This window comes from Derxia lacustris (genome assembly GCF_002105195.1).
Taxonomy (GTDB): domain Bacteria; phylum Pseudomonadota; class Gammaproteobacteria; order Burkholderiales; family Burkholderiaceae_E; genus Derxia; species Derxia lacustris.
Genome location: NZ_MUHU01000028.1, coordinates 1 through 14,854 on the forward strand (window position 1 = coordinate 1; position 14,854 = coordinate 14,854).

8 protein-coding genes are annotated in these 14,854 nt (G+C 69.7%); 4 read left to right on the forward strand and 4 right to left on the reverse strand.

From position 1 onward, the window contains the following. Window positions 1-242 precede the first annotated feature (242 nt). The 4 genes from B9P64_RS19065 (at window position 243) to B9P64_RS19080 (ending at window position 3,399) form a co-directional block, all read left to right on the forward strand. Window positions 243-959, forward strand: a complete 717-nt coding sequence (locus B9P64_RS19065) for a GntR family transcriptional regulator (RefSeq protein ID WP_085317764.1) — start codon at window positions 243-245, stop codon at window positions 957-959. Window positions 960-1,176: 217 nt separating this feature from the next. Beyond that, window positions 1,177-2,274, forward strand: a complete 1,098-nt coding sequence (locus B9P64_RS19070; RefSeq protein ID WP_085317765.1) for a BMP family ABC transporter substrate-binding protein — start codon at window positions 1,177-1,179, stop codon at window positions 2,272-2,274. A gap of 8 nt (window positions 2,275-2,282) precedes the next feature. Then, window positions 2,283-2,924, forward strand: coding sequence for a flavin reductase family protein (locus B9P64_RS19075; RefSeq protein WP_085317766.1), 642 nt, complete (start codon window positions 2,283-2,285; stop codon window positions 2,922-2,924). After that, a complete protein-coding gene (locus B9P64_RS19080) occupies window positions 2,914-3,399 on the forward strand; it encodes a nucleoside deaminase (protein ID WP_085317767.1) in 486 nt (161 codons plus the stop codon). Before B9P64_RS19075 ends, B9P64_RS19080 begins: the two co-directional genes overlap by 11 nt. Before the next feature lie 13 nt (window positions 3,400-3,412). Here the strand turns inward: B9P64_RS19080 and B9P64_RS19085 are convergent, their stop codons facing one another. From B9P64_RS19085 to purH, 4 genes are all read right to left on the reverse strand, one after another. After that, the gene (locus B9P64_RS19085) at window positions 3,413-5,134 is read right to left on the reverse strand and encodes a ShlB/FhaC/HecB family hemolysin secretion/activation protein (protein ID WP_176256896.1); all 1,722 of its coding nucleotides are present in this window, start codon (window positions 5,132-5,134) and stop codon (window positions 3,413-3,415) included. A 96-nt stretch (window positions 5,135-5,230) separates the two neighbouring features. Further along, a complete protein-coding gene (locus tag B9P64_RS19090; protein ID WP_085317769.1) occupies window positions 5,231-11,533 on the reverse strand; it encodes a two-partner secretion domain-containing protein in 6,303 nt (2,100 codons plus the stop codon). 355 nt (window positions 11,534-11,888) lie between these two features. Then, on the reverse strand, window positions 11,889-12,671 hold the full coding sequence (gene modA, locus B9P64_RS19095; RefSeq protein ID WP_176256897.1) for a molybdate ABC transporter substrate-binding protein: 783 nt from the start codon (window positions 12,669-12,671) through the stop codon (window positions 11,889-11,891). 593 nt (window positions 12,672-13,264) lie between these two features. After that, window positions 13,265-14,854, reverse strand: coding sequence for a bifunctional phosphoribosylaminoimidazolecarboxamide formyltransferase/IMP cyclohydrolase (gene purH / locus B9P64_RS19100; protein ID WP_085317783.1), 1,590 nt, complete (start codon window positions 14,852-14,854; stop codon window positions 13,265-13,267).

Consider the following 14,854-nt stretch of genomic DNA (forward strand, 5'->3'; position numbering starts at 1 on the left):
GATGGGGCCGCGTTGCGGCCCTTCGGGTGGATGCGGGTGGCTGGCTGGCGGAGTCTTGTGCCGGGGCGGAGCGGGCTTTGGCGGCGTTGTCTGGCGGGCAGTTTCCGCGCGCTTTCGGGGGGCGAAGCTAGCACGGGGCGCGGTTATGCTCGGCCGCCATGAAAGCTCCGTCCCGTCCCTCGGCATTGCCTGCTTCCGCGTCTTCCGCCACCGCGCCTTCGGGTGGCGATGCTCCGCGAACGATGACCATCAGCCCGGCGCTTGCGGCGCTCAGGCCGCGTCGCGCGGGCCTGGCGCCTGCGCCGGGCGCGGCGGGCGGGACGATGGACGAGGCGGTGGTGGCGGCGCTGTTCGATGCCATCGTCAACCAGCGGCTCGCGCCCGGCACCAAGCTGCCCGAGGCCGAGTTGTGCGAGCTGTTCGCGGTGAGCCGCACCGTCGTGCGGCAGGCGCTGCGCCGGCTGGCCGAGAGCCATGTGGTCGACATCCGGCCCAATCGCGGCGCCAGCGTGGCGGCGCCCACGCCCGAGGAAACGCGCGAGATCTTCGAGGCGCGGCGCGGCGTGGAGGCGGCGATCCTGCCGCTCGCCATCGCCGCCGCCGGGCGCGCCGACTTCGACCGGCTGCGCCAGCGCCTGCGCGCCGAGCAGGCCGCGCTGGCCGAGGGCAATCACGCGCGCTGGGTGCGGCTGGCCGGCGACTTCCATCTGGCGCTGGCCGATCTGGCCGGCAACCGCGTGCTGCGCGGATTCCTCGAGCAGCTGATGTCGCGCTGCTCGCTGATCGTGGCGCTGTACGAGCGTGACGAACCGGCTCACGCCAGCTGCCAGCACGGCGAGCACGAACGCATCGTGACGCTGATGGAGCTGGGCGACGCGGCCGGCGCGGTCGCGGAAATGGAGGCGCATCTGCGCGAGCTGGAAGGGCAGGTGCGGGTGCCGGCGGCGCCACCGGCCTGACGCGGCCCGACCCTCGCCGGGCGCACCCGATCGCCGCGCAAGGTGCCGCCACGGTGCGCAGATGCACCTATGTATACATTTCACAAAATCAGAATTTCACTTTTTAATCAATGAATTGAACCGAATTAAAGGCTGGCACGGCGACTGCATGTATACAAAATGCAGCCGCGAGCCTGGCTGCCTCGACCCAGCCACGCACCGTTCCGAGGATTGCGCCATGCCCGCCCCGAATCGCCCCGTTTCTTCCCTCCGCAAGCTCGGCCTCGCCATTGCGTTGATGGCCGCCGCGCCGCTCGCGGCCCGCGCCGCCGATGCGCCGATCGACGCCTGCTTCGTCTATTCCGGCCCGGTGGGCGATGGCGGCTGGACCTACCAGCACGACCTCGCGCGCCAGTCGGTCGACAAGGCCTTTGCCGGCCGAGTGCGCACGCGCTACGTGGAGAACGTGCCCGAGAGTTCCGACGCCGAGCGCGTCATCCGCCAGTTCGCGCAGGACGGCTGCAAGATCGTCTTCACCACCTCGTTCGGCTTCATGGAGCCGGCGCTCAAGGTGGCGAAGCAGTTTCCCAACGTGAAGTTCGAGCACGCGACCGGCTACAAGATGGCCAGCAACGTCGGCATCTATCAGACCCGGTTCTACGAGGGCGCCTATCTGCTCGGCGTGCTGGCCGGCAGCAAGACCAAGAGCAACACGCTCGGCTACATCGGCTCCATTCCCATCCCCGAGGTGCTGCGCAATCTGGACGCCTACACGCTCGGCGCGCGCAGCGTGAACCCGGCCATCAAGGTGAAGGTGGTGTGGGTCAACGGCTGGTACAACCCGGGCCTTGAGCGCCAGGCGGCCGAGACGCTGGTGGCCCAGGGCGCCGACGTGCTGTACCAGAACACCGATTCGCCGGCCGCCGTGCAGGTGGCCGAGGCCAAGGGCATCCATGCCTTCGGCCAGGACTCGGACATGAGCCGCTACGGCAAGCGCGCGCACATGAGCGCCAACACCGTGAACTGGGGCGTGTACTACCGCCACAAGATCCAGCAGCTGCTCGACGGCAAGTGGGCGCCCGAGGACACCAAGTGGGGCATGAAGGAGGGAATGATCGAGCTGAGCCCGCTCAACGCCGAGGTGCCGCCCGCGCTCGCCAAGACCTTCGAGGACAAGCGCAAGGCAATCGTCGACGGCCGGCTCCTGCCCTTCGCCGGGCCGATCCGCGACCAGACCGGCAAGGAAGTGGTGGCCGCCGGCGCGGTGCTGCCCGAGGCCGGGCTGTGGTCGCTCAAGTGGCTGGTCGAGGGCATCGACACGCCGCTGCCGCAATGAGGCCCGCCATGGACATCGACTTCACCACCCTGGGCGTCTACGAGCGCTACAAGCTGATGGCCAGCCTGATCGTGCCGCGGCCGATCGCGCTCATCACCACCGTCGACGCGGCCGGCCGCGTGAACGCCGCGCCGTTCAGCATGTTCAACATGCTCGGCGAGGACCCGCCGACGGTGATGGTGAGCATCAACCGCCAGCACGACGGCGGCCTGAAGCACACGGCGGCCAACATCCTCGCGAATGGGGAATTCGTCGTGCATCTTTGCGACGAGGCGATCGCCGAGCGCATGGACGGCTGCGGCCACGCCTTTCCCGAGGGCGTCAACGAGCTGGAGCAGGTCGGGCTCACCGCCGTGCCGGCCACGCGCGTCGCGCCGCCCTGCGTCGCCGAGGCGCCGGTGGCCTTCGAATGCGTGCTGCACGAGAAGCTGGAGACGCCGAGCCGGCTGGTGTTCTTTGGCCGCGTGCTGTCGCTGCGCGCGCGCGACGGGCTGGTCGACACGCAGAAATGGCGCGTGAGCCTGCAGGACTACTTCCCGGTCGGGCGCTTCGGCGCGAGCTTCTACGTGACCACGCGCGACCGCTTCGCGCTGGCCGACAAGAGCCGGCCGGCGGCCGATGCGCGCACGACTGGCATCGATGAAATCTGACCCGAAGAGCGCCGGCCTCTCGCCGGTCGATGCGCTGCATCTGCGCGACGCCATCCGCGCCTCGCGCGCGGCCGTTGCGGCCGGCGCCATGCCCTTCGGCGCGGTGCTCGTCACCGCCGACGGCCGCACGCTCACGGCGCGCAACGCGCCCGCCGTGCCCGGCGACCGCACCGGTCATGCCGAGACCAATGCCGTGCGCGACGCGCTCGCGGCCTTCGGCGCCGAGGCCCTGCGCGGCGCCACCGTGTACGCAAGCGGCGAGCCCTGCCCGATGTGCTCGGGCACGATGTACTGGGCCGGCGTCGCGCGCGTGGTGTTTGCCGGCAGCGGCGCGGCGATGGCGGCGCAGGGCATCGACACCATCGCACCGGGCTGCGCGCAGATGCTGGCGCCGCTCGGCATCCGCGTGGACGGCCCCTGGCTGGAGCCGGACGCGGCAGCGGTCTACGCCGACTGGGCCGCCGGCGCGCGCTGAGGTCGCGCCGGGGTCAGAACGCCAGCCCGGCCTGGAACAGCAGCCGGGTGCGGCTGTCGTTCTTGAGCGTGGCCGGCTCGGGGCCGACGGCGCGCGCCAGTTGCACCCGCGCCAGCACCGACTCCCAGCGCAGCTGATAGCCGAGGCCCACATCGGCCAGCCGCACGCCGTTGGTGGTGGCGGTGTAGCCGGCCTTCTGCAGGGCGGCGCGGCCCAGATCGGCAAAGGCGCCGACCGAATGCACCAGCCCGCCCACGGCCGGCAGCGCACGGCGCAGCTCGGCATTGAGCAGATAGCCGTTGTCGCCGCTGACCCATTCGCGATAGGCCTTCACGCCGCTCGGGCCCGAGATGCCCATCTGCTCGCTCGGGTCCAGGTTCTTGTCGCGCAGCGCCTTCTGGGTGCTGGCGTTGCCGAGGGCGCTCCAGCCGCCGCCCAGTTCGAGGTTGCCGGTCAGCGCCAGATTGAGCCGGCCATAGCCGCCGGTGGTGTCGGCGCCGGCGCGGTTGAGCGCCTTCTGGCTTTCGTCGGTGATGTCGAGCCGGCCTTCGGTCAGGCCGAGGTTGAGGCCGGCATAGGCCGGCAGCGCGCCGAGGCTGCCCCAGGCTTCGTACTGCGCGGCCAGCGTCGCGGCATTGGCCTTCTTGGGCGTGACGGTGGAGGTGGCGGCGATGTCGTCGCGCATGCGGCGCGCGGCGGCGCCCAGGCTCAGGCTCAGGTTGCGGTCGCGGCTGCGCAGCAGCGGATAGCTGAGCGTGGCTTCGGCGCCGTGCGCGCTGCCCGAGGCGTCGAGATCGCGGTAGTCGCCGCCCAGCTCGTAGGTGGTCTTCGAGGCCGCCACTTCGGCGCGCAGGCCGTTGGCGTTCAGCGGCAGGCTGTAGGCGGCGCGGCCGTTGAGCAGGCCGCCGGCGCGCGAGGCCAGCGCGTTGATGCCGAACCGGTCGCCCAGCCCGAACGGCGAGGCCACCTCGACGCCCGCGCTGGCGCGCGCCCGGCCGGTGTAGCGCGAGCCGTGGTTGTCGCCGAGCACATAGCCGGTGACGCGCCGGCCGGCGTCGATGTCCACGTCGACGTCGGAGCTGCCGGGCTCGGCGCCCGGCGCGAGCGTGACCTTGGGCAGCGCGGCGCCGGGCAGATCGCTGACCAGCAGCATCGCGCGCTCCAGCGTGGCGCGCGCCACCGTGCCTTCGGCGCGCAGCGGGTCGAAGGCGGCGTCGACCAGGCTGTCGCGCACCGGGCTGCGGTTGGCGAGCGCGACGCGGCCGAGCTTGCCGACCACGATGCGCAGCGTGAGCGTGCCGGCGCTGGCGTCCTGGCGCGGCACATAGGCGTAGGCCACCAGATAGCCGCGTTCGCGGTAGCGCGCGGTGATGCGCTCGGCGGCGGCCTCGATGTCGGCCATGCCGAGTTCGCGGTTGCGCCAGGGCGTCAGCAGCGCGAGCAGTTCGGCCTCGGGCAGGTATTGCACGCCTTCGAGGCGGAAGTCCTTCACGGCCAGGGTTTCGCCGGCGGGCAGGGCGAGCGGGCGCCGGTCGGGCTCGACGATGACCGGCGCCGGCGCGCGTGCCGGTGCCGGCGGGCGCGGCGGTTGCGATTCCTTGATGGCATCGCCGATGCCGTAGGCGGGCACGGCGGGCGGCGCGGCCTGGGCCCGCGCGGCGGCGGGCAGGGTTGCGAGAGCGCACAGGGCGAAGGGCGCGGCGAGGGCGCGCAGGGCGAAGCGGTGCTGGTTCATGGAGCGGGCGGAGAAGGAGGAGAAGGGCGCCGCCGCAGCGGCGGGTGCAGCCGGCATGCCGACCGCAGCCGCCGCGCGGCGCAGGGCGGGAGCGGATCAGCGCTTGGGCTTGTCGTCCTCGTCCTCGGCGTCGATTTCGAACACCTGGCCATTGACCTCGACCCGCTTGGTGCGGGCCGAGAAGTTGCGGCCGTAGCTGATGCTGGCGTCGACGGGCGCCGGCCGCGCGCTCTGGCCGGCGTCGGTGGCGGGCTGGGGCTGGCGCGTCTCGCGCTGTACGGCGGCGCTGGCGCGGCTGCCTTCGCTGGCGGCGGCAGCGCTGCGCTGTTGCAGGCGGGCGGCGGCGGCAGCCTCGGTGGCGGCGCGCGCAGCGGCCTCGGCGGCAGCGGCCCGGTCGGCCGCCTGCTGGGCGGCCAGCGCGGCGGCTTCCTGCGCGGCGCGGGCGGCCGCTTCCTGGGCCGCGCGGGCGGCGGCTTCGGCTGCGGCTGCTGCGGCCGCTTCGGCGGCGGCCTGGGCGGCAGCTTCCTCGGCGGCGAGCCGGGCTTCCTCGGCGGCGCGGGCGGCTTCCTCTGCCGCGCGGGCGGCGGCTTCGGCGGCGGCGTCGTGATAGGTGACGTCGGCGCCCACCTTGCCGTAGTTGCTGCCGACCGACTTGGGATCGCTGCCGTCGCCGCTCTTGTACTTGCCCCTGCTCTCGCTGTGCTCGATGTTGCCGGGCCCCAGATTGGAGCCGACCAGCGTGCCCACCGAATTCGCGCCGCTCACGTCGCCGGTCGCCAGGCCGTTGATGATGTGGCCGCTGTTCTGGCCCACCAGCCCGCCCACTCCGCCGTCGTACTTGCTGCCGGTGACATTGCCGGTCGCGGTCGCGTTGCTCAGCGTGCCGAAGCCGAGGTTGCCGATCAGCCCGCCGATATAGCTGCCGTAGTCGCCGTCGAAGCTCACGTTGCCCGAGGCCCGCACGTTGTCGATGGTGATGCTGGTGGTCTCCGGGCTGCCGAAGGTGTTGGTCACGGTGCCGATCAGCCCGCCGGCGTAGCCGCCTGAACCGCCGCCGTCGTAATGCGCGGTCACGTCGCCGCTGGCCCAGACGTTGCCGATGACCACGCTGCCGGTCTCGTAGGTGGACACGGCGCCGATCAGCCCGCCCACCTGGGTGCCGCCCACCACCTTGCCGCTCGCATGACTGTCGCGGATCGTGAGCGGCGACGTTGCGCTGACCGAGGCGCTGGCCGCGCCGACCAGCCCGCCCACATAGACGCTGGCCTTCGACGCGGTCACGTTGCCGCTGGCCCACGAGTCGATGATGCTGCCGTCGGTCATGCGCCCGATGAGGCCGCCGATGTTGGTGGGAATGCTGGTGGTGCCGTCGGTGCTGGGCTGGGGGATGACGGTCACGTCGCCGGTGGCGTGCGAGCGCAGCACATCGGTCTTGGTGATGCTGCCGACGAGCCCGCCGATTTCGGAGTAGCCCGTCTGGCGCGGCGAACCGTTGACCGCCGCGTCGGAGTAGGAATCGACGATGTTGCTGCGGAAGGTGACGCCGACCAGCCCGCCGACGGCCGAACCGCCCGCCACGGTGCCGCTCGACCACGCATGGCTGATGACGGCGAAGTTCGCGCGGCCGGCCAGCGCCCCCACTTCCGAATAGCCATCGACGATGCTGGCGTTGACCACGCCGATGTCGCGCAGCGTGGTGATGGCATCGGGGCTGCCCGCCGCCGTGCCGATCAGGCCGATGTTGGAGGCGTACACGTAGGTCGGATCGATCGTGAGATTGGACACCGCATGGCCCAGGCCGGCGAGGGTGCCGGTCAGCGTGTCCACCACCGCGCCGGTGTAGGTCGTGCCGGCCGCGTCGAGGTCCTGCGCCAGCGCGAAATGGCCGTTGGCGACTCCGCTGTCGTCGAGCGCGGCGAACTGGGCCATGTCGTGCACCAGCACATAGTCGGCGCCGTTGATGTTCAGGCTTGCGCCGGCGCCGCTCAGCGTGACCGGCGCGTTGACGTGGTAGTCGCCGCCCGCGCCGTAGGTCAGGGCGAGGCCGGCCGCATTGCCGCTGGCGTTGATGGGCTGGTTCAGGTCGATGTCGGTCGCGGCGCCAAGCGTGAGCCGGGTGTCGGCCGACCAGGCCAGCGGCGCGTCGACCGCGAGCTTGCCGTCGGCGGCATTGATCGCGAGGTTGCGCAGCGCGAGGTTGTCGGTGACGAAGCCGGCACCGACATTGCCGCCGGCGCCGATGTCGACGCTGGGCAGCGAGAGCGACAGCGTGCCGGCGCTGCCGGTGTCGAGCGCGAGGTTGTCGGCCAGCGCGACGCTGCTGCCCGCCACTTCGAGCAGGCCACCGCCGGCCGAGGCCACATCCACCCGGCCGCCGACGCCGGTGCTGCCGGTCAGCCCGCTCAGCGTGTAGCCGGCGAGGCCGACATCGGCGTCGTCGAGCGTGAGCGCGAGCGAGCCGGCCGATGCCAGCACGGCCTTGCCGCCGTGCGCCGTGACGCTGCCGGTCTGCGTCACGCCGCCGGCCGCCTGCAAGGCGACGAAGCCGCCATCGACGATGACGATGTCGCCTTCGGAAATCACGCTGTTGGCGCCGCTGCTGGCAAACACGTAGCGGCCGGCCAGAAAGTCGTCGTCGGAAATCTGCCCGGTGCTGGCGACCAGCCCGGCCACGTTCACGCTGGAGCCGGCCGCGAACAGCACGCCGTTGGAGTTGAGGATGAACACGCGGCCGTTGGCATTGAGCGCGCCCTCGATCACGCTGCGCTCGTTGCCGGTCACGCGGTTGAGCACGATGGACGTGGCCGACGGCTGCACGAAGTTCAGCGTCTCGCCGCTGGCGATCGACAGCCGCAGCCAGTCGATGACCGCCTTGTCGCTGGTCTGGGTCACGGTCGTGGTGCTGCCCGCGACGCTCATCGTCGCCGAGCCGCTCGCCACGCGCTCCAGCGCCAGGCCGGCGCTGCCGACGACCACATGGCCGCTGGCGCCGGCCAGCGTGTAGTTGGCATCGGCCAGGGTCAGGCCGCCGGTGCCGGTGATGGCCTGCACGCCGGTACCCGCCGCCGCGTAGCTGGCCGTCCCGCCGAGCGTTACCACCTCGCCGGGCACGGCGTTGCGCACATAAAGGCTGGTGCCGTCGATCGTCGTCGTGCCGTCGGCCGGCTTGACGCCGTAGAGATCGACCGCGCGCGCGGCGATGCTGGCGGTGGTGTGCAGCTCGCTCGATTGCAGCTCGTAGTTGGCCGCGTCGCTGCCCGAGAGCGACAGGCCGGCCAGCGTCACGGTCTTGTTCTGGCCGGCGTTCTTGTCGGCAAATTGCGCGCTGGTCCAGCCGAGCGTCACGCTGTCGCCGGCCGCTGCGCCGGGCAGCCGCGCGGTCACGCTGGCGTCGGCATTGCCGTCGTAGGTCTTGTCGCTGGCGCTGAAGGTGGCGCTGACCGCCAGCCGGTCGATGCCGGCGGTGGCGTGGGTCGAGACCGCGTAGTTGCTGGCCTTGCCGCCGTTGCTGCCGTCGGTCACGGTGAAGGCGAGGGTCACGTCCTTGCCGCTGCCGGCGTTCTTGTCGGCATAGGTCGCCGAGATCAGGTCGAGCCCGAGCGTCTCGCTGCCGACCAGCCCGACGATGCTGCCGCCGCCGCTGAGCACGCCGGCGGTCGTGCCGTCATAGGTCTTGTCGCTGACCGCGCCGGTGACGGTCACGGTCCTGGGCACGATGCGGAAGCTGCCGCCCAGGTTGTCGTAGCTGGCCGACGAGAGCCAGCTGGCGGCCGCGTGCTGGCCGGCGTCGGCATTGGCCGAGCTGTCGAGCGTGAGGCTGGCGCCGGTGTCGCCCCATTGCGCGCCGCGCAAGGTCAGCGAGCCGAGCACGCTGGCCGCGTCGCTGCCGTATTCCACGTCGCTCGCGCTGGCGACCGTGACCGCGAACTGGCGCAGCAGCGGATAGCCCGCCGCCGATGCCGCCCAGACCGAGCTGTCGAAGCCGGCATAGCTGGCCAGGCGGGTGGCCGCGCTGGCGTCGAGCCAGCTGGCGCCCTCGGTGCCGATGACGGCCGGCGAGCCCTCGGCGGCCGCGCCGCTCCAGTACACGTTGCTGAGCGTGCCGGTGTTCTCGGCCACGAAGCCGTAGCGCGTGAGCGAGGTCGCCGGCGTGCCGACCACCGCATAGGCGTTGCTGATGCTGCCGCTGTTGCGCCACGCAAAGCCGGCCAGCCAGTTGGAGTAATCGCTCATCGCGGCGCCGTAGTAGGCGTTGCTGATGGTCCCGGCGTTGTCGCCGACAAAGCCAGACAGATGCCCGCCGAAGGAGCCGTTGACATCGCTCGTGCCGTGGCTGACATAGGCCGAGTCGATGACGCCACTCGCCTCGTTGAGCCCGACCAGACCGCCGACCACTGCGTTCGAATCCGAGCCACCGTTACCGGCGATATAGAACTGCTCGGTTGCATAGGCGCGCTCGATGCTGCCGGCGTTCACGCCCACCAGCCCGCCGACGTAGCTGATGCTGTCCGAGCCGCCGGCAATGTTCTGGTTGTTCGAGGCTTGGCGCGCCGAGCTGTCGACAATGCGGCCGCCAGCCTCGTTGCGGCCGACCAGTCCGCCGCCATAGGCGCCGAAGATCTTGATCGTGCTCTGCGAATAGCTCTGCGCGATCAGCCCCGAGTTCACGCCGACCAGCCCGCCCACCGCTTCCGCGTTCACCAGCAGATAGCCGTCGGTGAAGCTGTTGACGATGCTGCCGCGATTCACGTTGGCGAGCAGGCCGGCGGCGGTCTGGCTCGGGTCGTCGGGCACGCCGCCGTCCCAGTTGCCGGAGAACACGAACGGCAGCGCCACATTGCGCACCGTGGCGCCCGCCGCGACGGTGCCGAACAGGCTGGTCGCGGTCTGGACCCACAAGCCCGTCACCGCATGGCCCAGCCCGTCGAAGCTGCCGCTGAAGGCATCGCTGCCGCTGCCGATCGGCGTGGTCCAGCTGTTGGCCGAGATGTCGGCGCCGAGCACGTAATGGCCGTCGAGCGCGGTCTTGACCGCCTCCAGCCCGGCCATGTCGGCGATGACCGTGTACTCGATGCCGTCGATGGTCAGCTTGCCGCTGCCGCTGAAATCGATGCGGCCGGTGAAGTCGGCATTGCTGCCCTGGGCGGTGACGATGCCGTAGGGCACGCCGTCCGCATCGTTGCCGCTGCCGTGGCTGACCGCGAGGCCGGCGCTGCCGCTCGCCGACATCACGCTGTTGATCTTCAGGTTGTGCGGCGCGCCCAGGCCGAGCGTATTGGCGCTCCAGCTCACCGCCTCGTTCACGGTCAGGTCGCCGGCAGTCGAGTCGACCTCGACATTGCCGTTGGCCAGCGCGCGGCTGAGCGCCGCGCCGGTCAGGTTGCCGTCCACGCCCACGGCGAGGTCGTCGGCGGCGATGCGCCAGTGGCCGGCCGCGCCGCTGGCCGAGGCAGTCGTCAGCGTCGCGCTGTCGGCGATGCGCACATCGTGGCCGGTGGTCTCGATGCTGCCGCCGTCGCCGCCCGCCGGCGCCGACGCGTCGAGCGTGCCGCCGATGCTGGCGGTGCCGCCGTCGGCCTGGGCCACGATGCGGCCCTTGAGCTCGCCGACCGTCTGCGCCCGCACCACGCCGGTGTTGTTGACCTGGGCGCTCAGCAGCCCGCTGGCCGCCTTGGCGCTCAGGATCACCAGGCCGCCGTCGGCCTGGATCGCGTCGCGGTTCTCCACCAGCGCATCGAGCACGCCCTGATCGACGCTCAGGCTCACCAGCGCATCGCCGCTGAAGTTGAGCGTGATGCGCTGACCGGCGCCGAGCGCCACCGTGCCCTTGCTGGCCACGATCGCGCCCTGGTTCGACACGCTGCCGCCGAGCAGCGCCACGAAGCCGCCGTCGCTCGCCGTGAGCCTGCCCTGGTTGACCACCGAGCCGGCCGCGCCGCTGCCCTGGAACACGAACTTGCCGGCCAGGAAATTGGCATCGCTCAGGTTGAGCGTGCTGGCCACGAAACCGGCCGTGTTCACGCTGCTGCCCTGGTTGAACAGCAGCCCGTTGGAGTTGATGAGGAAGACCTTGCCGTTGGCGCTCAGCGCGCCGTCGATCACGCTCTTCTCGTTGCCGACCACGCGGTTCAGCGTGATGGCCGAGGCATTCGGCTGACGGAAGTTGACCGTCTCGCCGGCGCCCACGCTGAAGCCCTGCCAGTTGATGCTGGCCTTCTGGCTCGACTGGTCGACGGTGGTGACGCTGCCGGCCTGCCCGACGACGGCCTGCCCGGCGGTCACCTGCGCACCGGTGGGTGCCGCCAGCGCCAGCGGCGCGCACAGCAGCGACGAAATGGCGAGACAGAGCTGGCGTTTCCTGAAGACGGTATGGCTGCTGCGTGCGGAGGCTTTGCGCATGGCTGGATTCCAGTTGCGTTATGTAGGTTCGTATATGTGAAGGGCGCAGAGCATGGTTTGTTCCATCGCGTGGATCGGGCGTCGGCACGGCGATGAACCCGGTTTTGTGCAATCGCCTGGAATCGGCGTCGCCGGGATGGTTTGTCTTGATATGTGCGGCAGAAAAGAATGCGGCCGCTTTATCGAACGGCCTTGAATTGCGATGAATCGACTGGCTTGAATGAGTTCGGAATGATCTTTTATTGCGCTACTTGAATTTCAAATGAAATCCGGGCAATGCTCTTGGCAAGCATTGCCCGGAAACCGGATGCGGCATGAGCGCTGAAGTGCTCATGCCACATCGATCATTTCGCGCTCAGGGCGTGGTGAGGTAGCACCAGTTGGCGATGATTGCCTTGCCGGCCGTGCTCGTGACGAAATTCGAGAAGTCGGTGACGGCGCTCGCATTGGCGCCCGGCCGGCCGGTGATTGCGACGGCGTGCTGAAGGATCTTTTCGTGATCGTTGCCGCCGACGGTGGTCGTGGGCGAGTACTCGTGCCAGGTCCCGGCCAGCCCGGTCTTGTAGGCGCCGCTCGTGCCGTTGCAAAGCTGGGACTTGGCGACGAAACCCAGGCTGGCGGTGCCTCCGGGGCTGCTCGTGTTCACTGCCGTGTAGGTGGTGCCGATGGTGGTGTACTGCGTGAACTTCGCGTCGTAGCTGCCGCCCGGATAGGTGATGCTGTGAAGCCGGCTCAGCACCTCCTGCGCCGCCTTGCCGTAGGGGGCGGTGCTCGGGTTGGCGATGGCGATCTGGCCGGCCGAGTAGCCGGTGATCGTTCCCAGGCCGCTGGTGACGTTGGGGCCGTTCTTCGACCAGAGCACCAGCTTGCCCTGGGCATAGAACCAGGGCGTCTGGACCGCCGTGTAGCTCGCGTCGAGCGCGGCGGGCGTGGTGTCGTCGGCTGCGAAGAACAGGTCGTAGGGCGTGGGGTTGCTGGCGTTCAGCGCGGTGGAGATGTTCGACGCCAGCGTGGCCGTGGCGCCCGAGGTGATCGTGAAATTCGCGCCCGAATAGGTATAGCCCGCCGAGCCATAGGCGGTGATGAGATTGTTGAGCGTATCGACGAAATTGGCCGCGACCGCCACGTTGATCGTCACCGACTGTGCGGAGGCCGGAATCGCTGAAAGGGCCGCCATTGCGATCGAAGTGCCAAGTACAAGCTTGCTGATGGAGAAACTGCGCATGTCTTTTCCTGAAAGGGGATGCGAAATGGCCGGTCGATATCGACGGTTCGAGGGTGACCGGTCCAGCGAGGTGATTCCCGACGGCAGTGTTCATTCCTGCGAATTTCTACGGAGGCACTCACTCGTTCGAATGAGTTTCCGTATCCGGTAACGCTATATTCAACAGTTTATTTACCGGAGCTGTGGCAATAGCAATCGTTATTCCAGCCTGTTGTCTATCGCAATGCATGGTGATCGGCGCTAGCTCGCGCTTGCCACTGTCAGGTTTGTTGCTTTCGTTACATTCAAAATGTACACAACAATACAGCGGTGACAAGACGTGGCGCGATGAAGGCCGATGCGTCATCTCGCCGGCACGGGCCGGGCGGTGCGCTGCCGCTCGCGGCCGGAATCCGGGTGCGGTACCGATCCGCCGTGGCGCCAGCGCCGCGCGCAAAAGCAAAAAGGGCTGCGGCACCGAAGTGCCGCAGCCCTTTTCCCCAAGCCGGCCGTTCAGCCGGCGGCGATCAATGCCGGAAGTGCCGCGTCCCCGTCAGCACCATCGCAATCCCGCGCTCATCCGCCGCCGCGATCACTTCCTGATCGCGCATCGAGCCGCCCGGATGGATCACGCAGGTCGCGCCCGCATCGCAGACCACGTCCAGCCCGTCGCGGAACGGGAAGAAGGCATCGCTCGCCACCGCCGAGCCTTGCAGCGTCAGCCCGGCGTTCTCGGCCTTGATGCTGGCGATGCGCGCCGAGTCGATCCGGCTCATCTGGCCGGCGCCGACGCCCAGCGTCATGCCGCCGGCGCAGAACACGATGGCGTTGCTCTTGACGAACTTGGCCACCTTCCAGGCAAACATCAGGTCGGCCAGTTGCGCCGGCGTCGGCTGCACCTTGGTGACGATCTTCAGTTCCTCGACCTGCACGTTCTTGGCGTCGGGCGACTGCACCAGCAGGCCGCCGCCGATGCGCTTGATCTCGAACGGGCTGGCCACGCCGAAGCCGGCCGGCAGCGCGATTTCGAGCACGCGCACATTGGTCTTGGCGGCGAACACCGCGCGCGCCTCGTCGGTGAATCCGGGCGCGATCAGCACTTCGACGAACTGCTTGGCCACCACCTCGGCCGCCGCGCCGTCGAGCGGCACGTTGAAGGCGATGATCCCGCCGAAGGCCGAGGTCGAGTCGGTCTTGAACGCCTTGGAGTAAGCCTCAAGCGGCGTCGCGCCCACGGCCACGCCGCAGGGATTGGCGTGCTTGATGATGACGCAGGCCGGTTCGTTGGCCGGGAAGGTCTTGACGCATTCCCAGGCCGCATCGGCGTCGGCGAGGTTGTTGTAGGACAGCTCCTTGCCCTGCAACTGCACATAGTTGGCGAGCGCGCCGGCGGCCGGCGCCAGGTCGCGGTAGAACGCGGCCGACTGGTGCGGGTTCTCGCCGTAGCGCAGCGTCTGCACCTTCTCGAAGGCCAGGTTGAAGGTCTGCGGATAGGCGTCGCGCGCCGGCACCAGCTCGGCCGGCGGCGCTTCGGATTCGATGGCCGTGAGGTAGTTGGTGATCGCGGCGTCGTACTGCGCCGTGTGCGCGAACACCTTCTTGGCGAGCCGGAACTTGGTCGCGTAGCTCACTTCGCGCGAGGCCTTGAGCTCGGCGGTGACGACGGCGTAATCGGCCGGATCGACCACCACCGCCACGTCGCGATGGTTCTTGGCGGCCGAGCGCAGCATGGTCGGGCCGCCGATGTCGATGTTCTCGATCGCGTTCTCGAAGCTGCAATCGGCCTTGGCCACGGCTTCGCGGAACGGATAGAGATTGACCACCAGCAGGTCGATGCGGCCGATGCCGTGCTGTTCCAGCGCGGTCATGTGCTCGGGCAGGTCGCGCCGGGCCAGGATGCCGCCGTGGATCTTGGGATGCAGCGTCTTGACGCGGCCGTCGAGCATTTCCGGAAAGCCGGTGTGGTCGGCGACCTCGACGACCGGAATGCCCAGACCTGCAAGCAGCTTGGCGGTGCCGCCGGTGGAGAGGATTTCGACGCCGAGGTCGGCGAGCTCGCGGGCGAGTTCGGCGATGCCGGTCTTGTCGGAAACCGAGAGGAGTGCGCGTTGGATCAT

What these genes read in the sequence shown, in the direction of transcription:
- B9P64_RS19075 (WP_085317766.1), top strand. Translation starts at nt 2,283, where the DNA reads ATGGACATCGACTTCACCACCCTGGGCGTCTACGAGCGCTACAAGCTG.
- B9P64_RS19070 (WP_085317765.1), top strand. Translation starts at nt 1,177, where the DNA reads ATGCCCGCCCCGAATCGCCCCGTTTCTTCCCTCCGCAAGCTCGGCCTC.
- B9P64_RS19090 (WP_085317769.1), bottom strand. Translation starts at nt 11,533, where the DNA reads ATGCGCAAAGCCTCCGCACGCAGCAGCCATACCGTCTTCAGGAAACGC.
- B9P64_RS19080 (WP_085317767.1), top strand. Translation starts at nt 2,914, where the DNA reads ATGAAATCTGACCCGAAGAGCGCCGGCCTCTCGCCGGTCGATGCGCTG.
- B9P64_RS19085 (WP_176256896.1), bottom strand. Translation starts at nt 5,134, where the DNA reads ATGAACCAGCACCGCTTCGCCCTGCGCGCCCTCGCCGCGCCCTTCGCC.
- purH (WP_085317783.1), bottom strand. Translation starts at nt 14,854, where the DNA reads ATGATCCAACGCGCACTCCTCTCGGTTTCCGACAAGACCGGCATCGCC.
- B9P64_RS19065 (WP_085317764.1), top strand. Translation starts at nt 243, where the DNA reads ATGACCATCAGCCCGGCGCTTGCGGCGCTCAGGCCGCGTCGCGCGGGC.